The organism is Streptomyces diversicolor (assembly GCF_057537855.1).
This window is the reverse complement of record NZ_BAAJXA010000034.1, coordinates 26,435-48,578: the sequence shown is the minus strand read 5'-3', so window position 1 is coordinate 48,578 and position 22,144 is coordinate 26,435. Positions and strand designations below refer to the sequence as shown.

Genomic DNA, 22,144 nt, shown 5'->3' with positions numbered 1-22,144 from the left:
ACCCGATGACGATCCGCGTGATGCTCGTCGATGACCAGGTGCTGCTGCGCACCGGTTTCCGGATGGTGCTCGCCGCCCAGCCGGACATGGAGGTCGTCGCGGAAGCGGGTGACGGCGTCGAGGCCCTTCAGGTGCTGCGCTCCACCGCCGTCGACGTCGTCCTGATGGACGTCCGCATGCCGAAGCTGGACGGCGTGGAGGCCACCCGCCGCATCTGCTCGGAGCCCGACCCGCCGAAGGTGCTGATCCTGACCACCTTCGACCTGGACGAGTACGCCTTCTCCGGGCTGAAGGCGGGCGCTTCCGGCTTCATGCTGAAGGACGTGCCGCCCGCCGAACTGCTGGCCGCCATCCGCTCCGTGCACAGCGGCGACGCCGTCGTCGCCCCCTCCACCACCCGGCGCCTGCTCGACCGTTTCGCGCCGATGCTGCCCGCCGCCGGCCGGGAGCCGCAGCACAAGGAGCTGGACCGGCTCACGGACCGCGAGCGCGAGGTCATGGTGCTGGTGGCCCAGGGCCTGTCGAACGGTGAGATCGCGGCCCGGCTGGTGCTGTCCGAGGCGACGGTCAAGACCCACGTCGGCCGCATCCTGACCAAGCTGGGGCTGCGGGACCGGGTGCAGGTGGTGGTCCTCGCGTACGAGACGGGTCTGGTGCGGGCGGGCGGACACGGCTGACCGCGCGCCGGGGCATCGATAGGGTCTGCGCATGCTCCTGTGGATCAACGGCCCCTTCGGGGGCGGCAAGACACAGACCGCGCACGAGATCCAGCGCCGCCTGCCCGGCAGCGTGATCTGCGACCCCGAGCACCCCGGCTTCGGGCTGCGGCGCATGCTCCCGCCCGAACTGCGCGGAGATTTCCAGGACTTGGCCTCCTGGCGGCAGGGCGTGGTCGAAGTGCTCGATCTCGCCCTGGCCAAGCACGACGGCGTGGTGATCGCGCCCATGACGGTCACCGACCCCAGCCACTTCGCCGAGACCGTCGGCCGGCTGCGTGAACTCGGCCACGACGTCCAGCACTTCACGCTGCTCGCCGAGCGCGAGACGGTGCTGCGGCGGCTGCGCGAGCGGGGCCTCGGACATCTGCTGCGGCTCCCCGGCGGCAAGAAGACGGTTCCGCGCGGGGAGAGCTGGGCCGTCCAGCAGCTCGACCACTGCCTGGAGCGGCTGCGCGAGCCGGAGTTCGCCGAGCATCTGTGGACCGACCACTCGACCGTGCCCAAGACGGCGGACCGGATCGCGGTGCTGGCCGGGCTGACGCTGCTGCCCAACACCGAGGGCGCGCTGCGCACGCGGATCAGACAGGTCGGCGTGGGGCTGCGGCACATCCGCCTCGACTGATCACGGTCCGGCAGCGCCCCGAAGGGGCGCGGGGCTGTACCGATATGCGGCTCCGCCGCGCGAGCGCGACCAGCCACGATGCTGCCGCAGCCGACTGACCGCGCATCACGGCCCTTCCAGCGGAGCGCTAACGCAGCAGCCCCTCCAGGAGGTCGCCGCCCAGCCGGGCGACGACCGTCACGTCCAGCTGGTGCAGCACATAGCGGCCGCGCCGGCGGGTGCTGACCAGGCCCGCCTTCTTCAGCACGCCCAGGTGCCGGGACACCTCGGGTGCGGTCAGGCCATGTACCTGGGCCAGCTCGCTCGTGGTGTACGCGCTGCGCGCCAGATGGCGGCATATCCGCATGCGGACCGGGTGGGACAGCGCGGTCATCCGCAGCGTCAGCTGCTCCACCGACGGGGGCGAGGCCGGCTCGGGGGAGGCGATCGGGTAGTGCAGGGCGGGCTGCCACCCGTAGCGGTGCAGCACGCTCAGATGCGGCCGGCCCAGGGTCGACGGGATCAGGAGCAGGCCGCCGCCCGCGGTGACGGTGCGGCCCTCGGTGAGCTTGTCCACGGTGATCCGCGCGGCCGACTCGTCCAGCGTCACGGCCGGGGAGACGGCGGCCAGCGCCTCGGCCAGCCCCTTGCGGCGCAGCAGCTCGCCCTTGTGCCGGGCGTCCGCCGAGAGCTGGTGGCGCAGCCGGTCCCAGGTGTCCGCGAAGAACGCCTCGTCGCAGTCCTCCAGGAAGCGCCGCAGCCAGGCCCGGACGCTCGGCGGGTCGTCCAGCAGCCGCTGGGTGAACCGCACCTGCCGCGGCCCGCGCGAGGCGGCCGCCTCCAGCGCGCGGCGGCGCACCCCGGCGTTCGACAGGGTGTGCGGTGCCCGGTTGTCGTACGCGAGCACGCACGTGAACTCCAGGGCCGCGTCCACGAAATCCTCGTCCGCCAGCTTGTCCAGCAGGTCCATGTCCTCGGCCAGGGTGGTGCCCGGGACCGCGCCGGGCAGGCCCGCGAACGGCATGAACAGGTCCGAGAACGTCGTCCGCCACAGGAAGTCCGCGTCGCACATCCGGTCGGCGAGGTGCGCGTCCAGCCGGGCGGTGACGTCCGCCGCCCAGCCGCGCAGGCCCGGATGGTGCCCGGGCTCCGACAGCGCGTGCAGCGCCATGCCCAGTTCGGCCAGGGGCGAGGGCACGACGACGACCCGCTCCGGCCGCAGCCCCGCGATGTCGATGCGCACACTCATGCCCCCATGGTGCACGCCGCCACTGACATCGAGGGTGGTACGCGGGTTCCGACGCCCGGCGGCTACGGTTTCTCCGGCAGCCGGGCGGTGAACTCGGCCACGGCCGCCTTCACGTCCTGCGCCGTCCACTCCAGTCCGGCCGCCCCGACGGTGACCTCCGTCATGGCGAGGCCGGGGCCCCCGGACTGCCACGCGCCCGTGAAGAGGGCGACGGAGGTCTCCTCGGCTTGGCGCACCGCGGCCTCCGCGGCCACGTCCGGCTCGTACGGCAGCCAGACCTGGAACTGGTGGGTGTGCGGCTCCTGCGGGTGCACGCTCGCCCACGGCAGCCCGGCCGCGGTCAACCCCTCGCGCAGCGCGCCGGCCACCACGCGCGCGTGCCGCACGTACTCCGGCAGCCGGGGCAGTTCGCGCTCCAGTCCGACGAGCGCCGACAGCGCGGCCGGGAACTGCTGGAACAGCGTGCCGCCGTACCGGTGCCGCCAGACCTTGGCGTCCTCCACCAGCGCCCTGCCGCCGGCGAGCGCGGCGCCGCTCAGGCCGTCGAGGGACTTGTAGAACGACACGTAGACGCTGTCGGCCAGGCCGGCGATCTCGTCCAGGGAACGGCCGAAATGGACGGTCGACTCCCACAGCCGGGCCCCGTCGAAGTGCACCACGGCGTCCCGTTCCCGGGCGGCCGCCACGACCTCGGTCAGCTCCTGCCAGGTGGGCAGCACGAAACCGGCGTCCCGGAGGGGCAGCTCCAGCATCAGGGTGCCGAAGGGCTCCGCGAGGGCCTGTATCTCGCCGGCTGTGGGGAGCCGGGTCGCGGTGGTCACATGGACCGGGCGCAGGCCGCTGACCTGGCTGAGCGCATGCCGCTCGTGCACCTCGGGGTGCGACAGCGGGTGCAGTGCGACCGTGGTGTTGCCGGTGCGGGCCGCCCAGCAGCGCAGGGCCACCTGCTGGGCCATCGTGCCCGTTGGGAAGAACGCGGCGGCCTCCGTGCCGAGCAGCGCGGCGACCCGGTCCTCCAGGGCCGTCACGATCCGGTCGCCGTACATGTCCGCGGGTTCGTCCAGGTCGTACACCTGGGATCCGGCCTCCCGCAGCAGTTCCAGCCGTTCGCGGATCGTGGCCCGTATGCCGGGGCGGGCCAGCACGTGCCGCGTCTTCCGATGCGCCGCCGCCCGCCGCTCCCGCAGCCGCTCCGACGGCTCTCCGCCTCGCTCAGCCTCATCACTCATGCCTTGGATCATGCCGCGCCCCCCACCCCGAAGGCAGCCCCATTTCCAAGAGCCGCCGCCCCGGGCGCACCGCGGGCGCCGCGCAACGGTGCGGGTGGGGCGCGTGCGGGCGGTTCGAGTGGTGCGTGGACCGCGCGCGGGTGGTGTGGAGGCCACGCGCAAGCGGGTCGTGAGCTGGGCGTGGAGGGGCGCGTGCGAACCGGGGCTGTGCGGGGTGGGCGGTTCGCGCGTGGCGCGGCAGGCCGGGCGCGGCGATGGCATGCGATGCGGACGCCGGGCGGGGTGGTGCCCTGACGCGGGCTCGCGTGCGGTGGGGTCCATGTGTGGCCGGAGCGGGTTGACGGCGCATGTGGCATGGACGGCTGGTCGGTGCCTGTGGGGCCTGAGCCGTTCGACGGCCGTACGCGCACGATGTGGCTCTGGGGCTGTACGGGGCGGCTCGGATGGCGGGGCACGGGGCGGGGCCCGATGTGGGGCGTACGCAAGCAGTGGTGGTGGCGGACCTCCTCCGGGCGCCCCCGCGCACAGCCCGCCCCCGCGCGCGCCCGCTCTCGCGGCGCTCGCCCCCCGCGCGCGCCCTCTACTCGCGCCGCCCGCGCCTCGCCCCGCGCAGCCCCCGGGTGTCCCGCGCGACCCCCGATCCTGCGCGGCCCTCGATCCTGCGCGGCCCTCGATCCTGCGCGGCCCTCGATCCTGCGCGGCCCTCGATCCTGCGCGGCCCTCGCCCCGTGCGGCCCTCGATCCTGCGCGGCCCTCGCCCCGTGCGGGCCCCTTACCACAGAGCCCCAGCCGGTCCCGGGAAACCCACAGGCTGTGGATGAGCGGTTGGGGGCTGGGCCGATCGCGTTAACATGACGAGAAATCGTCCGGTACCCAGAGCGGACTGGAACGGGAAGGCCACCGTCGCGTGAGTACAGACCAACAGCCAGACCACAAGGACCGCCCCGCGCGGCTCACCGTGGGCGTCGTCGGCGCCGGCCGGGTGGGCCCGGCCCTGGCCGCGTCCCTGCGACTCGCCGGACACCGGCCGGTCGCCGTCTCCGCGGTCTCCGACGCCTCCAGGAGGCGGGCCGAACTGCTGCTGCCGGACGTGCCGGTCGTGCCGCCCGCCGAGGTCCTTGAGCGGGCCGACCTGGTTCTGCTCACCGTCCCGGACGACACCCTGCCGGGCCTGGTGACGGGCCTCGCCGAGACCGGCGCCGTACGGCCGGGTCAGCTGCTCGTGCACACCTCGGGGCGGTATGGCGCGCGGGTCCTGGACCCGGCGCTGCGCGCGGGCGCGCTGCCGCTGGCGCTGCACCCCGTGCTGACCTTCACCGGCACCCCCGTGGACGTGCAGCGGCTGGCCGGCTGCTCCTTCGGCGTCACCGCCCCCGACGAGCTGCGGCTGGCCGCCGAGGCCCTGGTCATCGAGATGGGCGGCGAACCCGAGTGGATCGCCGAGGAGAACCGCCCGCTGTACCACGCGGCCCTCGCCCTGGGCGCCAACCATCTGGTGACCCTGGTCGCGCAGTCCATGGAGTTGCTGCGCGCGGCCGGCGTCGCGGCGCCCGACCGGATGCTCGGCCCGCTGCTCGGCGCCGCCCTGGACAACGCCCTGCGCTCCGGTGACGCCGCGCTGACCGGGCCCGTCGCGCGCGGGGACGCGGGCACGGTCGCGGCGCACGTGACCGAGTTGCGCAAGCACGCCCCGCAGAGCGTCGCCGGCTATCTGGCGATGGCCCGCGCGACCGCCGACCGTGCCCTGGCGCACGGGCTGCTGAAGCCGGAGCTGGCCGAGGACCTGCTCGGAGTGCTCGCCACGGGCACGGACCTGCCCGAGAACGGGGAAGACCGATGAGCCGCCGTCACTTCGAACTCGTCCCCACGGCGGAGGACCTGACGCACCTGCGCGACCGTCGCGCGGTGGCCGGCCGCACCGCCGTCGTCATGACCATGGGCGCCCTGCACGAAGGCCACGCCACCCTGGTCCGGGCCGCGCGCGAGCGCGTCGGCGACGCCGGGTTCGTGATCGTCACCGTCTTCGTCAACCCGCTCCAGTTCGGCGCGGGCGAGGACCTCGACCGCTATCCGCGCACCCTCGAAGCCGACCTGAAGATCGCCGAACAGTCGGGCGCCGACGCGGTGTTCGCGCCGTCGGTGGACGAGGTCTACCCCGGCGGCCGGCCCCAGGTGCGCATCTCCGCCGGCCCCATGGGCGAGCGCCTGGAGGGCGCCGCGCGCCCCGGCCACTTCGACGGCGTGCTCACGATCGTCGGCAAGATGTTCCACCTCACCCGGCCCGACCTGGCCCTGTTCGGGCAGAAGGACGCCCAGCAGCTGGCCCTGATCCGGCGCATGGTGCGGGATCTGAACTTCGGCGTCGACATCGTCGCCGTGCCGACCGTGCGCGAACCCGACGGCCTGGCCCTGTCCAGCCGCAACCGCTATCTCTCGCCCGACGAGCGGCGCACCGCGCTCGCCCTGTCCCGGGCGCTGTTCGCGGGCCACGACCGGCACGCCGCCCAGGAGGCGCTGCGCGCGCGTGCCCTCGCGGTGCCCTCCACGCGTGCGCGTGCCGAGGCGCTGAGCGCGCTCGGGGAGGCCCGGGCGGCGGCCGACGCGCATGCCGTCGCCAAGGCCGTGCCGGGAGCCGCGGCGGCCGTCCGCGCCGCCGCCCGCACCGTCCTGGACGAGGCGGCCCGCTACGACCCGCCGCTGGAGCTGGACTACGTGGCGCTCGTCGACCCGGCGGACTTCACCGAGATCGACGACGACTTCACCGGCGAGGCCGTCCTCGCCGTGGCCGCCCGGGTCGGGACGACCCGGCTGATCGACAACATCCCCCTCACCTTCGGAACCCTCGGAGCCGCCTCGTGACCAGCACAGGCATACGACTGCACGCGCCCGCTCCCGGGTGGTCCATCGACGCGGACGTGGTCGTCGTCGGCTCCGGCGTGGCCGGCCTCACCGCGGCCCTGCGCTGCGAGGCGGCCGGCCTGCGCACCGTCGTCGTCACCAAGGCCCGCCTCGACGACGGCTCCACCCGCTGGGCGCAGGGCGGCATCGCGGCGGCCCTCGGCGACGGCGACAGCCCCGAGCAGCATTTGGACGACACCCTGGTGGCGGGCGCGGGCCTGTGCGACGAGGAGGCCGTACGGATCCTCGTCACCGAGGGACCCGACGCGGTGCGGCGGCTGATCTCCACCGGCGCCCACTTCGACACGGACGACGAGGGCGACATCGAGCTGACCCGGGAGGGCGGCCACCATCGCCGCCGCATCGCGCACGCAGGCGGCGACGCCACCGGCGCGGAGGTCTCCCGGGCGCTCGTGGAGGCCGTACACGCGCGTGGACTGCGCACCATCGAGAACGCGCTCGTGCTCGACCTGCTGACGGGCGCGGACGGCCGGACCGCGGGCGTGACCCTGCACGTCATGGGCGAGGGCCAGCACGACGGCGTGGGCGCCGTGCACGCGCCCGCCGTGGTGCTGGCGACCGGCGGCATGGGCCAGGTGTTCTCGGCGACCACCAACCCGTCGGTGTCGACGGGCGACGGCGTCGCGCTCGCCCTGCGCGCGGGCGCCGAGGTCTCCGACCTGGAGTTCGTGCAGTTCCATCCGACCGTGCTGTTCCTCGGGGCGGACGCGGAGGGCCAGCAGCCGCTGGTCTCCGAGGCGGTGCGCGGCGAGGGCGCCCACCTGGTCGACGGCGACGGCGTGCGCTTCATGCTCGGGCAGCACGAACTGGCCGAGCTGGCGCCCCGGGACATCGTCGCCAAGGCCATCACGCGGCGGATGCAGGAGCGGGACGCCGGGCACATGTTCCTGGACGCCCGGCACTTCGGCGCCGCCATGTGGGAGCACCGTTTCCCGACGATCCTGGCCGCCTGCCGCGCCCACGGCATCGACCCGGTCGAGGAGCCCATCCCGGTCGCCCCGGCCGCCCACTACGCCTCCGGCGGCGTCCGCACCGACTCCCGGGGCCGTACGACGGTCCCCGGGCTGTACGCGTGCGGCGAGGTCGCCTGCACCGGTGTGCACGGCGCCAACCGGCTCGCCTCCAACTCCCTGCTGGAGGGCCTGGTCTACGCCGAGCGGATCGCCGCCGACATCGCGGCGCGCCGGGCGGAGTACGGCCCGCACGCCGGCGGACCCGACCCGGTCGGGCAGCAGGGCCGGCCCGCGCACCCGCTGCTCGGCCCCGAGGCCCGCTTCGCGATCCAGCGGATCATGACCGACGGCGCGGGCGTCCTGCGCTCGGAGGAGTCCCTGGCCAAGGCCGCCGACCAGCTCCAGCGGCTGGACACCGAGGCCCGCGACGCCCTCGACGAGAACGGCAAGACCGCCGAGCCGGGCGTGGACACCTGGGAGGCCACCAACCTCCTGTGCGTGGCCCGCGTCCTGGTCGCCGCCGCCCGGCTGCGCGAGGAGACCCGCGGCTGCCACTGGCGCGAGGACCGGCCCGCCCGCGACGACGCGGCCTGGCGGCGCCACATCGTCGTACGGCTGAATCCGGATCGCACGCTGGCCGTGCGCACCACGGACACCGCAGACTTCCCCCCGACCCGGCAGCACCGTCCCCAGGAGCAGTGACACAAGTGAGCACCCCCGACCTTCCCCTCGCCTCGACCGGTGGCTGCGGCGACGGCTGCGCCTGCGGTGCCGAGGGCGACGAGGCATACCTGGAGTGCGGGCTCGACCCCGCGCTCGCCCAGCTCCTGGCCGACGCCGGGCTCGACCCCGTGGAGATCGAGGACATCGCGAACGTCGCCGTCCAGGAGGACCTGGCGGGCGGCGTGGACGTGACGACCGTGGCGACCATCCCCGAGGAGGCCGTGGCCACCGGCGACTTCACCGCGCGCGAGGCGGGCGTCGTGGCCGGCCTGCGGGTCGCCGAGGCGGTGCTCTCGGTGGTCTGCACGGACGAGTTCGAGGTCGAGCGGCACGTGGCGGACGGCGACCGGGTGGCGGCGGGGCAGCGGCTGCTGTCGGTCACCACGCGCACGCGTGACCTGCTGACGGCCGAGCGCAGCGCGCTGAACCTGCTGTGCCGCCTGTCGGGCATCGCGACGGCCACGCGCGCGTGGGCCGACGCCCTCGGGGACACCGGCACGAAGGTCCGTGACACCCGCAAGACGACGCCGGGCCTCAGGTCCCTGGAGAAGTACGCGGTGCGCTGCGGCGGTGGGGTCAACCACCGCATGTCGCTGTCGGACGCGGCGCTGGTCAAGGACAACCACGTGGTCGCCGCGGGCGGCGTCGGCCGGGCCTTCGAGTCCGTGCGGGCGGCGTTCCCCGACGTGCCCATCGAGGTCGAGGTCGACACCCTGCACCAGCTGCGCGAGGTCGTCGACGCGGGCGCCGACCTGATCCTGCTGGACAACTTCACGCCCGGGGAGTGCGAGGAGGCGGTGGCCATCGCGGACGGGCGGGCGCTACTGGAGGCGTCGGGCCGGCTGACGCTGGAGAACGCCAGGGCCTACGCGGACACCGGCGTGGACTTCCTGGCCGTCGGTGCCCTCACCCACTCCTCGCCGATCCTGGACATCGGCCTGGACCTGCGTGAGGCGGAGTAGGGCCATGCTCCTCACGATCGACGTGGGCAACACGCACACCGTGCTGGGTCTGTTCGACGGTGCCGACATCGTCGAGCACTGGCGCATCTCCACGGACGCCCGGCGCACGGCGGACGAGCTGGCGGTGCTGCTCCAGGGGCTGATGGGCATGCACCCGCTGCTCGGCGACGAACTCGGCGACGGCATCGACGGCATCTCGATCTGCGCGACCGTGCCGTCGGTGCTGCACGAGCTGCGGGAGGTGACGCGGCGGTACTACGGGGACGTGCCCGCGGTGCTGGTGGAGCCCGGGGTGAAGACCGGTGTGCCGATCCTGACCGACAACCCCAAGGAGGTCGGCGCCGACCGGATCATCAACTCGGTCGCGGCCGTCGAGCTGTACGGGGGGCCGGCGATCGTCGTGGACTTCGGCACGGCGACCACGTTCGACGCGGTCAGCGCGCGCGGGGAGTACGTCGGCGGGGTCATCGCGCCGGGCATCGAGATCTCGGTCGACGCGCTCGGGGTCAAGGGCGCGCAGCTGCGGAAGATCGAGGTGGCCCGGCCGCGCAGCGTCATCGGCAAGAACACCGTGGAGGCGATGCAGGCGGGGATCGTGTACGGGTTCGCCGGCCAGGTCGACGGCGTGGTGACCCGGATGGCCCGGGAGCTGGCCGACGACCCGGACGATGTGACGGTGATCGCCACGGGTGGGCTGGCGCCGATGGTCCTGGGCGAGTCGTCGGTCATCGACGAGCACGAGCCGTGGCTGACGCTGATCGGGCTGCGCCTGGTGTACGAGCGGAACGTGTCCCGTCTCTGACCTTGGCCTGTTTTTGACCCTGCGTGTCTCTGCCCGGCGCGGGGCGGGGCGCGGACGTCCAGGTGGGTGGGCTGCGCGCGCCACGCGCGCCCCTTGTGCCAAGTTTGTCTGATTAGTGCGTATCGTCGGTGCATGCCCACGCCATACGGATCCCGCGGCGGCATGGCGTTCGGTGCGGAGGAGCTGCGTGTGCTCCGCCGTGCTCTCGCCCTCGCCCTTCACCCCTGCCCCGCTTCGGCCGAGGACGTCCAGGACTGTCTCCGGCTCGCCGAGTCGCTCGACGAGGCGATGCGCGAGGGGGCCCGGTTGCGCGCCTTCCTGGTGGCGGACCTCGCCCGGTACCGCGCCGCCCTGCCCGGCACCGTCGTCGGGTATCTCGCGCTCCTGGAGGAGGCGCTGGCCGCCGGGTACCGGCCGTCGGACGACGACCTCGCCGCGCTGCGGGCGCTGCGCGGCAATCCCGGTGCGGCGGCCCTGCTGCGCCGCTGCACGGGCGGAGGGGGCGCAGGACTGCCGAGTGTGCCCGCTTCCCGCCGGAGCACGCGGCTGCTGGCCCTGCCGGGCGGCGCGGGCGAGGAACAGGGCAAGAAGCCCGCGGAGCGCCCGAAGGAGCGGCCGGGCGAGCGGCCCGGGCAGCGGCCGGCCCCGGCCCCGTCGAAGCCGTCGCGGCCCATTCCCACGCCCGGCGAGGTCTTCCCGCGCCGCAAGCCGCCTACGCCTCCCGCCAACCCCGGCCCCCCTCAGCAGCGGCTCGCCGCCGGCTGAGGGGCGGTCCGCCGGCGGCGCGGGTGCGTGGCTACCCTGGGGGCATGGACTACGTCTCCGCGCTCGTGCCGCCCGTCGTCATGGCGGCGTTCTTCATCGGTGTGGTCAGGGTGATCGTGAAGACCCAGGGCGGCGCCGCCAAGACCAAGGAAGACGCCGCAGTCGACGCGGCCCTGCCCCGCACGGAAACCCCCGCAGGCTCCGACGCCTGACCCACCCCGCCCCCGGGCAGCCACCGAACCCACGGTGCCCACCTGCCCCTGGGGCCGCCGGCCCCCGAGGCACCGTCCCGATTCGCCCCATCCGACGCGGCCGAGGCGCGCACCGCGCCCCAGGGCGTCGGCCGCCCCCAAAGCGCCCGCTCCGGAACACGACACCGGCCCACGCTCACGGCCCGCCGCGCCCGCGCCCGACTACGGCACCCGCTCCGCCCCGCGTCTGAGGTGCGCGCCCCGCGCCAGCGCGACCGCCCGCGCCCCAAGCGCCCGCTCCCGGCTCACCCGCCTCGCCGCGCCCACGGCGCCCGTCCCGGCCATCGGCGCCTGCCCGCGATCGTGGCGCCTGCTCCCGGACCACGTCCGCCTGCCCCGTATCCCGGCGACCGCCCTGGACCACGGCAGCCGTCTTGGATCGCGGCGGAACACCCCGAGCCCTGAGCGCTTGGTCCGGCGTGCGGTGGCTACGCGCCTGCGGCTACTGCTGCGACCTGCGGCGCCTGCCTCGACAGCCAAGGCATCCGCCCGGTCCGCCGCACCTGCCGCGGTTGAGGCGCGCGCCGCGCACCAAGGCGGCTGCTCACGCCCCAAGCGCCCGCCCCTCGGACCACCGCGCCCGCGCCCGACTGCGGCGCTCGCTCTGGGCCACGGTGTCTGCCCGCGATCCCCCTCTGGCCGGCGGTGAGCCGGCGTCTGCGGCGCCCGGCCCAGGCCGTGGCGCCTGTCCGGGCTCGTGGCGCCCGCCCTCGCCCGGGGCGCGTCCCGGGCCCGTGCCCACGGCGCCTGTCCCGGCCGCGGCGCCCGCGACAGGCCGTGGCGCATTCCGCCCCGCGTCTGAGGTGCGCGCCCCGCGCCAGCGGGGCCGCCCGCGCCCCAAGCGCACGCTCCCGGCCCACCTGCCTCGCCGCACCCACGGCGCCCGGCCCTTAAGCCGGCCCGGATCATGGTGCCTGGCGGTGCCGCCGGTGCCCGCCCCCCGGCCCGTGGCGCGTCCCGGATCGCGGCTCCGTCCGGGCCCACGGATCCGCCCCGGACCGTGGCAGTCGTTTCGGACCGGGGTGTTCGTGGGGCGGATCCGGTCTCGACCGGGGAGTGGGGGCTTTTTGGGCGGGTTGTTGGTGGAGGAGGCGTTTGGTGCGCCGTTGGTTGGGTCTCCTACTATTATTGGGAGTTGTGCCTCGCCCATTGGGAGATCTCGAAGACGCGGTCATGACGCGGGTGTGGAAGTGGAACCGCCCGGTGACCGTTCGAGAAGTCCTGGAAGACCTTCAGCGGGAACGGTCGATCGCGTACACCACGGTCATGACCGTATTGGACAATCTCCATCAGAAGGGCTGGGTGCGCCGCGAGGCCGAGGGCCGGGCCTATCGATATGAGGCCGTCTCCACCAGGGCCGCCTACGCCGCCGCCCTGATGAACGACGCGTGGTCGCACAGTGACAACCCGGCGGCGGCTCTGGTCGCCTTCTTCGGCATGATGAGCGACGAACAGCGCCAGGCCCTCAGGGACGCCGTCCGCATCGTCCAGGGCCCGGAAACCTCCGATACGGTCCCCGATACCGGCGCGGAGAACCCCGGCTCCGCCCAGGACGGCGGCGGGCGATAGCGTCCGCTCATGTCAGCAGAGCGCCCCGAAGTCACCGCAAAAGCCATCACCGTCCGGCGGGCCCGGACCAGCGATGTCCCGGCCGTGCGCCGCCTCCTTGACGTGTACGTCCGTGAGCGCATCCTGCTCGACAAAGCGACCGTCACGCTTTACGAGGACATCCAGGAGTTCTGGGTCGCCGAACGCGACGACAACGCCGAGGTGGTCGGCTGCGGCGCGCTGCACGTCATGTGGGAAGACCTCGCGGAAGTGCGCACTCTCGCGGTCAAGCCCGGGCTGAAGGGCGCCGGCGTCGGCCACCGGTTGCTGGAGAAGTTGCTGCACACCGCCCGTTGGCTCGGTGTTCGACGTGTTTTCTGCCTGACCTTCGAAGTGGACTTCTTCGGGAAGCACGGCTTCGTGGAGATCGGCGAGACACCCGTCGACACCGATGTCTACGCGGAGCTGTTGCGTTCCTATGACGAGGGCGTCGCCGAGTTCCTGGGTCTCGAACGAGTGAAACCGAACACCTTGGGCAACAGCCGGATGCTTCTGCATCTGTGATCGCCGGGGCTTGACCCGGTATTCCGGCCGCCGACCCTGCCCACGTTCCCTATGTCCGAAACGCGCATGTTTCCGGACTGGTGCGCCCCCCAGGGCCTCTGCCGGGGGTTTGTGTTTTTCCGGCAAAAGCGGTTTGCTTTCCGACGTACTGCAGTACTGCATATAACAGGGGGCGGCGAAACGGCGGACGCCGCGGGCCCCGAGCCCTCAAGTTATCGATGAAAGGAAATCCGGTGGCACAGAAGGTTCAGGTCCTTCTTGTCGACGACCTCGACGGTGGCGAGGCGGACGAGACCGTGACGTTCGCGCTGGACGGCAAGACGTACGAGATCGATCTCACGACCGCCAACGCGGACAAGCTGCGCGGACTTCTCGACCCCTATGTGAAGGGCGGTCGTCGTACGGGTGGCCGTGCTTCGGGCGGACGTGGAAAGGCCCGCGCCGCTTCCGGTGGCAGCCAGGACACCGCGCAGATCCGCGCCTGGGCGAAGGAGAACGGTTACGAGGTCAACGACCGTGGCCGTGTTCCCGCGTCCATCCGCGAGGCCTACGAGAAGGCCAACGGCTGAACGGCCGACGGCCCGGCGCACGCGCGCCGCAGCCGGATCCGGTGGCAGCACGTCGCCACCGTGTCCACCAGTCGTACGAGATCGGGGGCGCCCCCACCGCCCCCCACGGCCGACAGGGTCGGCAGCGAGGTCTCGACCTCGCGCCCCGGCTCGGGGGGCCGCAGCCACACGGCGGCCCCCTGCCCAGGACGAGCGGCACGCGCGGACCGCGGCGCGGGCACCGCGCGCGCGTGCGGCGCGGGACCGGCGCGGCCCGGGAGCGGCGGCCGCGGTCCTCCGGCGCCGGGCCCCGCAGGCACCGGCGCGTCCAGCCGCCCGCCCGCCCCCAGGGCGATCAGATCGAGCGGCAGTGAGCCCCACTCCAGCCATTCCAGCAGCCCCGGCAGTTCCTCCGCGCTGCCCGCGGCCACCAGAAGCCGCATCCGCTCGCCCCGCAGGGCCACCGGAGAGCCCGGAGCCAGATGCCGGAGCGCCGCGGCGCCCGCCGCGGCCGGGACGTCCAGGACGTCGAAGCGCACACCCGTGAGCAGCCGCAGCGGCTCCCCGGGCGCCGTGGCCCAGCCCAGCTCGTTCTCGTACCAGTCACGGGCCCGTGCGTCCGGCGCGACAGGCCGACGGGGCAGCGGGATCATGGGAACGGTGCCAACCATGCCAGGCGCAACAGCGGAACCTCGCCGAGAGTTACGCTTGGTGTACCGATGACTGCGCACAGTGCCGGACGAGGGGGCGCGCGGGGGCCCGAGCAGGCGCAAGGTTGTTCGCCCATAGCGGAGGGAACCGGGGCGCCCGGCATGGAGTGTCAGTCCGTACGGGTAAGACATCCCTAGTGGGAGGGGGCGACACGCAGAACAGGCCGTCTCACGTTCGCCATCGGCGTACTGATGGCGGGGGTAACTGCCTGGCCTGCGGGAACATCGTCTCGCACCATCGGGTTGGAGCAGATGTCGGCGTTCGGGGTCAGGAGGCAGCAGCTTGTCTCCGCGAGAGCGGAGGTGATCCGGACGGTGTCGGCAGTTGGAATGAGCGGTCCCCGCTTGCGGGACTAAGCTGCGGAAGGACAGAGAGGGGAGCGTCCCCTTACTGCCTGACCGCTCTGAGGAGCGATTAACGATGTTCGAGAGGTTCACCGACCGCGCGCGGCGGGTTGTCGTCCTGGCTCAGGAAGAAGCCCGGATGCTCAACCACAACTACATCGGCACCGAGCACATCCTCCTGGGCCTGATCCACGAGGGTGAGGGTGTCGCCGCCAAGGCCCTGGAGAGCCTCGGCATTTCGCTTGAGGCGGTCCGCCAGCAGGTGGAGGAGATCATCGGCCAGGGCCAGCAGGCCCCGTCCGGGCACATCCCCTTCACCCCCCGTGCCAAGAAGGTCCTGGAGCTGTCGCTCCGCGAGGCCCTTCAGCTGGGCCACAACTACATCGGCACGGAGCACATCCTGCTCGGTCTGATCCGTGAGGGCGAGGGCGTCGCCGCCCAGGTCCTGGTCAAGCTGGGCGCCGATCTCAACCGTGTCCGCCAGCAGGTCATCCAGCTGCTGTCGGGCTACCAGGGCAAGGAGACCGCCACCGCAGGCGGCCCTGCCGAGGGCACCCCCTCGACGTCCCTGGTCCTCGACCAGTTCGGCCGGAACCTCACCCAGGCCGCTCGCGAGTCCAAGCTCGACCCGGTCATCGGGCGCGAGAAGGAGATCGAGCGGGTCATGCAGGTGCTGTCCCGCCGTACCAAGAACAACCCGGTCCTGATCGGTGAGCCCGGCGTCGGCAAGACCGCCGTCGTCGAGGGCCTGGCCCAGGCCATCGTCAAGGGCGAGGTGCCCGAGACGCTCAAGGACAAGCACCTCTACACGCTGGACCTCGGCGCGCTGGTCGCCGGCTCCCGCTACCGCGGTGACTTCGAGGAGCGCCTGAAGAAGGTGCTCAAGGAGATCCGCACCCGCGGCGACATCATCCTGTTCATCGACGAGCTGCACACGCTGGTCGGTGCGGGTGCCGCCGAGGGCGCCATCGACGCCGCTTCGATCCTGAAGCCGATGCTGGCCCGCGGTGAGCTGCAGACCATCGGTGCGACCACGCTGGACGAGTACCGCAAGCACCTGGAGAAGGACGCGGCCCTGGAGCGCCGCTTCCAGCCGATCCAGGTCGCCGAGCCGTCCCTGCCGCACACGATCGAGATCCTCAAGGGCCTGCGCGACCGCTACGAGGCCCACCACCGGGTCTCCATCACGGACGAGGCGCTGGTCCAGGCCGCCACCCTGGCTGACCGCTACATCTCGGACCGCTTCCTGCCGGACAAGGCGATCGACCTGATCGACGAGGCCGGTTCCCGGATGCGCATCCGCCGGATGACCGCTCCGCCGGACCTGCGCGAGTTCGACGAGAAGATCGCCGCGGTCCGCCGGGACAAGGAGTCCGCGATCGACTCGCAGGACTTCGAGAAGGCCGCCTCCCTGCGCGACAAGGAGAAGCAGCTCCTGGCCGCCAAGGCCAAGCGGGAGAAGGAGTGGAAGGCCGGCGACATGGACGTCGTCGCCGAGGTCGACGGCGAGCTGATCGCCGAAGTCCTCGCCACGGCCACCGGCATCCCGGTCTTCAAGCTGACCGAGGAGGAGTCCAGCCGCCTGCTCCGCATGGAGGACGAGCTCCACAAGCGGGTCATCGGCCAGGTCGACGCCGTCAAGGCGCTGTCGAAGGCGATCCGCCGTACGCGTGCCGGTCTGAAGGACCCGAAGCGTCCCGGTGGCTCGTTCATCTTCGCCGGCCCGTCCGGTGTCGGTAAGACCGAGCTGTCCAAGGCGCTCGCCGAGTTCCTGTTCGGTGACGAGGACGCGCTGATCTCCCTCGACATGTCGGAGTTCAGCGAGAAGCACACGGTGTCGCGGCTCTTCGGTTCGCCCCCCGGTTACGTGGGCTACGAGGAGGGCGGCCAGCTGACCGAGAAGGTGCGGCGCAAGCCGTTCTCGGTGGTCCTGTTCGACGAGGTCGAGAAGGCCCACCCGGACATCTTCAACTCGCTGCTGCAGATCCTGGAGGACGGTCGGCTGACCGACTCCCAGGGCCGGGTCGTGGACTTCAAGAACACGGTCATCATCATGACGACCAACCTCGGCACCCGGGACATCTCCAAGGGCTTCAACCTGGGCTTCGCGGCCTCGGGTGACACGAAGACCAACTACGAGCGCATGAAGAACAAGGTCTCGGACGAGCTGAAGCAGCACTTCCGGCCCGAGTTCCTCAACCGCGTCGACGACGTGGTCGTCTTCCCGCAGCTGACGCAGGAGGACATCCTGCGGATCGTCGACCTGATGATCAGCAAGGTGGACGAGCGCCTGAAGGACCGGGACATGGGCATCGAGCTGTCCCAGTCCGCCAAGGAGCTGCTGTCCAAGAAGGGTTACGACCCGGTGCTGGGCGCCCGGCCGCTGCGCCGCACGATCCAGCGCGAGATCGAGGACACGCTCTCGGAGAAGATCCTCTTCGGTGAGCTGCGCCCCGGTCACATCGTGGTCGTGGACACCGAGGGTGAGGGCGAGACCAAGACCTTCACCTTCCGCGGCGAGGAGAAGTCCGCACTGCCGGACGCCCCGCCGATCGAGCAGGCGGCCGGCGGAGCCGGCCCGAACCTGAGCAAGGAGGCGTAAGCCTCCGGCCGACCGGCCGAGCCGAGGGGCCGGTGCCTTGAGGGGCACCGGCCCCCTCGGCCGTTCTCGGCGCGGTTCGGCCCCCTCGGCTGTGCTCGGCGTGGCTCGGCTCTTTCGGCTGTGCTCGGCGCGGCCCGGCCCCCTCGGCCGTTCTCAGCGTGGTTCCAGGCTCGTTTCCGCGCCGGGGAAGAGGCCCGCGAAGCGGGAGACGGGAACGGAGTGCCCCGCCCGGTTGGTGAGGATCACCGAACGCAGTCCGGGCAGCCGGGGCACCAGAGGAGCCAGATCCTCCTCGCCCGTCATCGAGGCGACCCGCAGCACCTCGATGCCCGGCAGCTGTGGCATCCGCGCGATGGACTGCGGGAACTCCTGGATGATCCGCGCGTTCAGACAGAGCTGGGTCAGCTCCGGCAGTTCGGTGACCGCCCGCCAGTCCGCGGCCGTCACTTCCGTGGTCAGCGGGCCGAGGCTGAGCGTCTTCAGACCGGTCCAGTGCTGCACCCCGCGCAGCCCCGTGCCGTCGGTGCTGTGTGCGCCGAGGAAGAGGAATTCCAGCGGCGCGTCGAGCGGCAGGGTGTCGGTGAGGCCGGTGCCCGGCAGGCGCTGGCTCAGGCTGATCCTGGTCAGCGACCGCAGGGCCCTCAGCCCCGTCAGGTCGCCGATTCCTGAGCAGCCGAAGAGGCTGAGCGGCAGCGCGGAGAGGCGGTCCAGGCCGCCCGCCGCCGGGCAGTCGTGGATCCACAGCCTGTGGAGGGAGCTGAACGGCAGCAGGGACCCGGGATCGGTGAGATGAGGGTTGTCCGACAACTGGAGCGCTGTCACCGCGTCGGCCCTCGGCACGGCGGCCAGGACGTCCGCCATCCGGTGCCCGCCCTGCAAGAAGAGCTGGTGCCAGGGCCGCATCCCGGCCAGTGCGGCGAGCTGTTCGGCCGACCCGCAGGACAGGTGCAGCTCCGCACGGTCCAGCCGGTCCAGTACCTCGGCCGCGTACTCGACGGCATCGAACCGGCCCCAGGTGCCTACCAGTTGGCGCCGGACGCCCAGGTCCGGGTGGTTCCGGAACCGGCGCAGCACCGCCAGCGCCCCCTCAGGCTCCTCGTCCCCGAGGAGTGAGGCCGTGACGGTCACGCTCCGCGCCTCCTCGTCCGTCAGCCCCTCGGGGCCGGGCAGCAGCTCCAGCACCAGCGGGCCCGCCTCGGCCAGCGTCCGCGCGTCCTGCGTGGTCCGCGGGGGGATCAGTGCGGCCGCACGCTCCTCCACCTCCGCCCGCACCGCCGGATCCACGGCCGTCGCCTGCTCCAGGCAGGCCAGCGCGAGCAAGCTCAGCCGGGGCGTCTCACGTGCCGTCAACTGGCGCAGCAGCGACGCCCGTTCGCGTGGGCGGGCGTGGGCCACCGCCATGCGGATGACGTCCTCCCATTGGGTGTCGTCCGCGTGGCTCATCAGCACGTCCAGGTGGCCCTCCGCCACGGCGTACCGGGCGCCCAGATAGTCCTGGAAGGTGCGGTGCGCGAAGTCCACGACGCCCTCCGCCGGTCGCCGCAGCAGACCGCTGCGCAGCAGCAGCGTGCGCAGCACGGCCGCCGCGTCTCCCTGGTCCGCGGCCGACGCCACCGCCGGCAGACAGCGCTCCACGATCCCCTCGGCCGCGTCCAGGTCCATCTCGGTACGGCCGGACAGCACCAGCGCGTAGGCCAGGCGCTGCAACAGCTCCAGTTGGGCCTCCTCGCCCAGCTCCATGCCGTCCACGGCGCCCATGCCCCGCTCCCGGTCCCGGCGGGACAGCAGCATGGTGAGGGAGGCGTCGTACAACTCCTTGCGGCCGGTGGGCAGATAGCCGCGGCGCTCGCGGTGCAGGGCGCAGATCAGGCCGCACATCAGCGGGTTGGTGGCGAGCCGGGCCAGATCGCGCTTGATGCGCAGGGAGTCCAGCAGCCCGGCCTTGTACTCCTCGGCCCGCGCCGCCGTGTGCCAGCGCCGTACGAAGGTGGTGACGTCGGCGCGGCGCATCGGAGCCAGGGCCCGCTCCCGGAAGCCCTCGGCGGCCAGCCAGTCGGGGCGTACGGCGGTGGGGCGGGAGGTCAGCAGCCACTGGTTGCCGGGGAAGGCGTGGACCAGGGCGAGCAGCCAGTCGCGGGTGCGATGGCGTTCGGCGGCCGGGATCTCGTCCAGGCCGTCGACGAGGACCAGCGCCCGGCCGGCGGTCAGGACGCGTTCGGCCCAGCCGTCGGGCGGTGACAGCGGGCAGTTCACGGCGGTGAGGAAGGCGGCGGGCGCCGGGAGCGTGCCCGCGCGGATCAGGGAGCGCAGCGGCAGGACGTAGGGGATGCGCCCGTCCCCGTGCAGGGCGGCCGTCACCGCGAGCCACTGCACCAGGGTCGTCTTGCCTGAGCCCGCGTCGCCCCGCAGCAGCACCCGGTCGTGGCCGCGCAGCGCGTCCTCGGCGGCCGGCCGGACGGTGGCCGCCAAGGGCTGCTCGTCCGGGGTGGCCTCGCCCGCGTCGTCGTCGCCCGTGGTCTCCAGGCTCAGGTAGGCCACTTCCAGGGGCCAGCGGTCGGGCAAGTCGCGCAGGTCGACGCCGTAGAGGGTGATGTGGTCGTGCTGTCGCGCGACGTAGGGCAGGTAGCGGCGTTCGAAGGCGGTGTCGCGGGCGTCGGGCCGTTGGGCGCGGGCCAGCAACTCGTCCACTTTGGCGATGAGTTCGGCCTGCCCGCGGGTCTGTTCGACGAGGGTGCGGGTGACAAAGGTGGAGCGCCGGGTGAAGAACTCCAGGATCTGCAGGCAGGCCCATTCGGTCGCGGAGTCGAGGAAGAAGGCGGCATCAGCGGACAGGCCGTCGGGAGCCGCCGAGCCGTGGTGCAGCCTCTTGGCCAGCTCGCGGTGGCCGAGCCGGACGGCCTGGGCGTCGTCCATGTCCAGGTCGCCGAGGGCGAGCAGCCTGCGGCCGAGGGCGTCGGCCACGGCCGGCTGTTCGTGGGCCGGGAAGGGCGGTTCGCCGGGGGAGTCCACCGCCTCCCGTCCACCCCCGTGGTCGTACCGCCGCGAACGAGAAATACCGCGAACGAGAAATACGGAGGGAGCCTAACCGGGGCGCGCGGTCCGCGGGGCGGGCGTAGCGCCGGTCACATTCAAGGGGAGTTGGATCTAGGGGCTCGGTGACATGCCGCACAGGGCAAATGTCCGTTACTACCCCACTTAGTGAGAGTGCGCGATGGGGCAAATCAGGACATTCGCCCCGTACGTCCGGAGGGTGATTCGCCGCTGCCAGGAGGCTTGTCCGACTAGTGGGGCTTTTGTCAAGAAAGGCAGTGATGTGCCGGTGACGTACTAGATCGCCTCGTAGATGGGGGTTTTGGAGGCGGGCGAGGTCGGGGGTTACCAAGGGATGGCCCGACCGGGAGCCGTCCGCGCTCCGGCCGGGTCTCCCGTCCCCGAGTACACGAGGTTTCGATGTTCCAGCGCGTCACGCCCCGCCGGTCCCGTACGTCCCTGCTCCGCAACCGTGCCGCGGTCCTTGCCGCCGGTCTCGGCGTCTCGGCCGTGCTGGGAGGCGGAGTCGCGGCGGCCGCCACTCCGTCCACCGCGGTCACGGGAACGACCGCCGCCCAGAGCGCGGCCGCATGGGTCGACCCGGTGAAGCGGTACACGCTCTCCGCGAGCTTCAACCAGGCCGGCGGCATGTGGAAGGCCAAGCACAGCGGCCAGGACTTCGCCGTGCCGATCGGCACGGAGGTCGTCGCCGCGTCCGCCGGCACCGTCGTGAAGGCCGGCGGCAACGGCGCCGGTGACGGCCCCGCGTACGGCAACGCCATCGTCATCAAGCACGGCAACGGGACGTACTCCCAGTACGCCCATCTGTCGAGGATCGATGTGACGGTCGGCCAGGCCGTCGGCGCCGGCCAGCACATCGCGCGCTCCGGCAACACCGGCAACTCCACCGGCCCGCACCTGCACTTCGAGATCCGTACGACCCCGAACTACGGCTCCGCGATAGACCCGGTCTCCTTCCTGCGTGGCAAGGGCGTACGGGTCTAAGTCCCGGTGTTCCCGGCGCCCTTGTGCGCCTGTGTCACCAGGTCGACGGCGACCTCAAGAACGGCCGCGCGCTTCTTCTCGGGGTCGCCTTCCAGGTCCTGGAGGACGAACATCCCGGCGTGCAGAGTGAAGATGGCGCTCACACAGCGGACCTGGTCGACCAGGTCCGCTTCCGGGTCGATGATGATGTCCCGCAGGCCCCGCATGCGGTCCTTGAAGGAGTCGCCGATGCGCAACTCCCGCACGGTCGCCTGGTTCTCCTGCATGAAGCGGAACAGCGGCGCCGCGTCGACGAGCGCCTGGCTGTAGCGCCGGATGATCTCCCGCTTGGTCTCCAGGGTGTGCGGCTGCCCCTCGCCCCAGGCGATCAGGTCCTCCATCGGCTTCGTCAGATCCTGGAAGAGGCTGACGATGATCTCTTCCTTCGTCTTGAAGTGGTAGTAGAGCGCCGCCTTGGTGACGTCGAGCCGTTCGGCGATCTCCCGCAGGGAGGTCTTCTCGTACCCCTGCTCCGCGAAGAGTTCGAGCGCCACGTCCTGGATGCGCTGGCGGGTGTTTCCGCGGCGCTGCTGCTTGGTCCCGTCCATGGTGACGCCCATTTTCGTACTCCTCGCGCTGC

The 22,144-nt window shown here is 72.5% G+C and carries 19 protein-coding genes; 14 read left to right on the top strand and 5 right to left on the bottom strand.

The features are described from left to right. Positions 1 to 5: 5 nt before the first annotated feature. Positions 6 to 677: a response regulator transcription factor gene (locus AC27LF_RS32585; protein ID WP_479659974.1), complete on the top strand. Its 672-nt coding sequence runs from the start codon at positions 6 to 8 to the stop codon at positions 675 to 677. A 31-nt stretch (positions 678 to 708) separates the two neighbouring features. Beyond that, positions 709 to 1,341, top strand: coding sequence for an AAA family ATPase (locus tag AC27LF_RS32580; RefSeq protein WP_479659973.1), 633 nt, complete (start codon positions 709 to 711; stop codon positions 1,339 to 1,341). Positions 1,342 to 1,468: 127 nt separating this feature from the next. Here the strand turns inward: AC27LF_RS32580 and AC27LF_RS32575 are convergent, their stop codons facing one another. Beyond that, positions 1,469 to 2,569 (bottom strand): DUF5937 family protein, encoded by a 1,101-nt coding sequence (locus tag AC27LF_RS32575; protein WP_479659972.1) that lies wholly within the window; start codon positions 2,567 to 2,569, stop codon positions 1,469 to 1,471. Between the two features lie 62 nt (positions 2,570 to 2,631). Beyond that, positions 2,632 to 3,798 carry a threonine aldolase family protein gene (locus AC27LF_RS32570; RefSeq protein WP_479659971.1) on the bottom strand — a complete coding sequence of 389 codons (1,167 nt, stop codon included), beginning with the start codon at positions 3,796 to 3,798 and terminating at the stop codon, positions 2,632 to 2,634. Positions 3,799 to 4,705: 907 nt separating this feature from the next. Between AC27LF_RS32570 and AC27LF_RS32565 the strand changes: the two genes are divergently transcribed. From AC27LF_RS32565 to AC27LF_RS32520, 10 genes are all read left to right on the top strand, one after another. Beyond that, positions 4,706 to 5,638 carry a Rossmann-like and DUF2520 domain-containing protein gene (locus tag AC27LF_RS32565; RefSeq protein WP_479659970.1) on the top strand — a complete coding sequence of 311 codons (933 nt, stop codon included), beginning with the start codon at positions 4,706 to 4,708 and terminating at the stop codon, positions 5,636 to 5,638. Beyond that, a complete protein-coding gene (gene panC / locus AC27LF_RS32560) occupies positions 5,635 to 6,657 on the top strand; it encodes a pantoate--beta-alanine ligase (protein WP_479659969.1) in 1,023 nt (340 codons plus the stop codon). The genes AC27LF_RS32565 and panC overlap by 4 nt, the downstream gene beginning before the upstream one ends. Beyond that, a complete protein-coding gene (locus tag AC27LF_RS32555; RefSeq protein WP_479659968.1) occupies positions 6,654 to 8,372 on the top strand; it encodes an L-aspartate oxidase in 1,719 nt (572 codons plus the stop codon). The genes panC and AC27LF_RS32555 overlap by 4 nt, the downstream gene beginning before the upstream one ends. A 5-nt stretch (positions 8,373 to 8,377) precedes the next feature. Next, the gene (nadC, locus tag AC27LF_RS32550) at positions 8,378 to 9,355 is read left to right on the top strand and encodes a carboxylating nicotinate-nucleotide diphosphorylase (protein WP_479659967.1); all 978 of its coding nucleotides are present in this window, start codon (positions 8,378 to 8,380) and stop codon (positions 9,353 to 9,355) included. A 4-nt stretch (positions 9,356 to 9,359) separates the two neighbouring features. Then, entirely contained in the window at positions 9,360 to 10,157 is a 798-nt protein-coding gene (locus AC27LF_RS32545) for a type III pantothenate kinase (RefSeq protein WP_479659966.1), read from the top strand. A 132-nt stretch (positions 10,158 to 10,289) separates the two neighbouring features. Then, positions 10,290 to 10,922, top strand: coding sequence for a hypothetical protein (locus AC27LF_RS32540; RefSeq protein WP_479659965.1), 633 nt, complete (start codon positions 10,290 to 10,292; stop codon positions 10,920 to 10,922). Between the two features lie 44 nt (positions 10,923 to 10,966). Further along, positions 10,967 to 11,134, top strand: a complete 168-nt coding sequence (locus tag AC27LF_RS32535; protein WP_479659964.1) for a hypothetical protein — start codon at positions 10,967 to 10,969, stop codon at positions 11,132 to 11,134. A gap of 1,212 nt (positions 11,135 to 12,346) precedes the next feature. Beyond that, positions 12,347 to 12,742 (top strand): BlaI/MecI/CopY family transcriptional regulator, encoded by a 396-nt coding sequence (locus tag AC27LF_RS32530; protein ID WP_479659963.1) that lies wholly within the window; start codon positions 12,347 to 12,349, stop codon positions 12,740 to 12,742. Between the two features lie 9 nt (positions 12,743 to 12,751). Further along, entirely contained in the window at positions 12,752 to 13,285 is a 534-nt protein-coding gene (locus AC27LF_RS32525) for an amino-acid N-acetyltransferase (protein WP_404031478.1), read from the top strand. A gap of 233 nt (positions 13,286 to 13,518) precedes the next feature. Then, positions 13,519 to 13,854, top strand: coding sequence for a histone-like nucleoid-structuring protein Lsr2 (locus AC27LF_RS32520; protein ID WP_149512141.1), 336 nt, complete (start codon positions 13,519 to 13,521; stop codon positions 13,852 to 13,854). On the opposite strand, the gene AC27LF_RS32515 is transcribed toward AC27LF_RS32520, so the two are convergent. Next, entirely contained in the window at positions 13,833 to 14,504 is a 672-nt protein-coding gene (locus tag AC27LF_RS32515; protein WP_479659962.1) for an SCO3374 family protein, read from the bottom strand. The genes AC27LF_RS32520 and AC27LF_RS32515 overlap by 22 nt on opposite strands. Before the next feature lie 460 nt (positions 14,505 to 14,964). Between AC27LF_RS32515 and AC27LF_RS32510 the strand changes: the two genes are divergently transcribed. Continuing rightward, a complete protein-coding gene (locus AC27LF_RS32510; protein WP_388719710.1) occupies positions 14,965 to 17,490 on the top strand; it encodes an ATP-dependent Clp protease ATP-binding subunit in 2,526 nt (841 codons plus the stop codon). Positions 17,491 to 17,643: 153 nt separating this feature from the next. Here AC27LF_RS32510 and AC27LF_RS32505 read toward each other — a convergent pair whose 3' ends face one another. Continuing rightward, the gene (locus AC27LF_RS32505) at positions 17,644 to 20,499 is read right to left on the bottom strand and encodes an NACHT domain-containing protein (RefSeq protein WP_479659961.1); all 2,856 of its coding nucleotides are present in this window, start codon (positions 20,497 to 20,499) and stop codon (positions 17,644 to 17,646) included. 441 nt (positions 20,500 to 20,940) lie between these two features. Between AC27LF_RS32505 and AC27LF_RS32500 the strand changes: the two genes are divergently transcribed. Continuing rightward, on the top strand, positions 20,941 to 21,525 hold the full coding sequence (locus AC27LF_RS32500; RefSeq protein WP_479659960.1) for a M23 family metallopeptidase: 585 nt from the start codon (positions 20,941 to 20,943) through the stop codon (positions 21,523 to 21,525). On the opposite strand, the gene AC27LF_RS32495 is transcribed toward AC27LF_RS32500, so the two are convergent. Then, complete coding sequence (locus AC27LF_RS32495; protein ID WP_479659959.1) at positions 21,522 to 22,124, bottom strand: TetR/AcrR family transcriptional regulator; 603 nt, start codon at positions 22,122 to 22,124, stop codon at positions 21,522 to 21,524. The genes AC27LF_RS32500 and AC27LF_RS32495 overlap by 4 nt on opposite strands. Between the last annotated feature and the right edge of the window lie 20 nt (positions 22,125 to 22,144).

Bases quoted from the DNA above. Each gene is read 5' to 3' on its own strand.
- AC27LF_RS32585 (WP_479659974.1), top strand. From the start codon at position 6: ATGACGATCCGCGTGATGCTCGTCGATGACCAGGTGCTGCTGCGCACC.
- AC27LF_RS32580 (WP_479659973.1), top strand. From the start codon at position 709: ATGCTCCTGTGGATCAACGGCCCCTTCGGGGGCGGCAAGACACAGACC.
- AC27LF_RS32575 (WP_479659972.1), bottom strand. From the start codon at position 2,569: ATGAGTGTGCGCATCGACATCGCGGGGCTGCGGCCGGAGCGGGTCGTC.
- AC27LF_RS32570 (WP_479659971.1), bottom strand. From the start codon at position 3,798: ATGAGTGATGAGGCTGAGCGAGGCGGAGAGCCGTCGGAGCGGCTGCGG.
- panC (WP_479659969.1), top strand. From the start codon at position 5,635: ATGAGCCGCCGTCACTTCGAACTCGTCCCCACGGCGGAGGACCTGACG.
- AC27LF_RS32545 (WP_479659966.1), top strand. From the start codon at position 9,360: ATGCTCCTCACGATCGACGTGGGCAACACGCACACCGTGCTGGGTCTG.
- AC27LF_RS32540 (WP_479659965.1), top strand. From the start codon at position 10,290: ATGCCCACGCCATACGGATCCCGCGGCGGCATGGCGTTCGGTGCGGAG.
- AC27LF_RS32535 (WP_479659964.1), top strand. From the start codon at position 10,967: ATGGACTACGTCTCCGCGCTCGTGCCGCCCGTCGTCATGGCGGCGTTC.
- AC27LF_RS32530 (WP_479659963.1), top strand. From the start codon at position 12,347: ATGACGCGGGTGTGGAAGTGGAACCGCCCGGTGACCGTTCGAGAAGTC.
- AC27LF_RS32525 (WP_404031478.1), top strand. From the start codon at position 12,752: ATGTCAGCAGAGCGCCCCGAAGTCACCGCAAAAGCCATCACCGTCCGG.
- AC27LF_RS32515 (WP_479659962.1), bottom strand. From the start codon at position 14,504: ATGGTTGGCACCGTTCCCATGATCCCGCTGCCCCGTCGGCCTGTCGCG.
- AC27LF_RS32510 (WP_388719710.1), top strand. From the start codon at position 14,965: ATGTTCGAGAGGTTCACCGACCGCGCGCGGCGGGTTGTCGTCCTGGCT.
- AC27LF_RS32500 (WP_479659960.1), top strand. From the start codon at position 20,941: ATGTTCCAGCGCGTCACGCCCCGCCGGTCCCGTACGTCCCTGCTCCGC.
- AC27LF_RS32495 (WP_479659959.1), bottom strand. From the start codon at position 22,124: ATGGGCGTCACCATGGACGGGACCAAGCAGCAGCGCCGCGGAAACACC.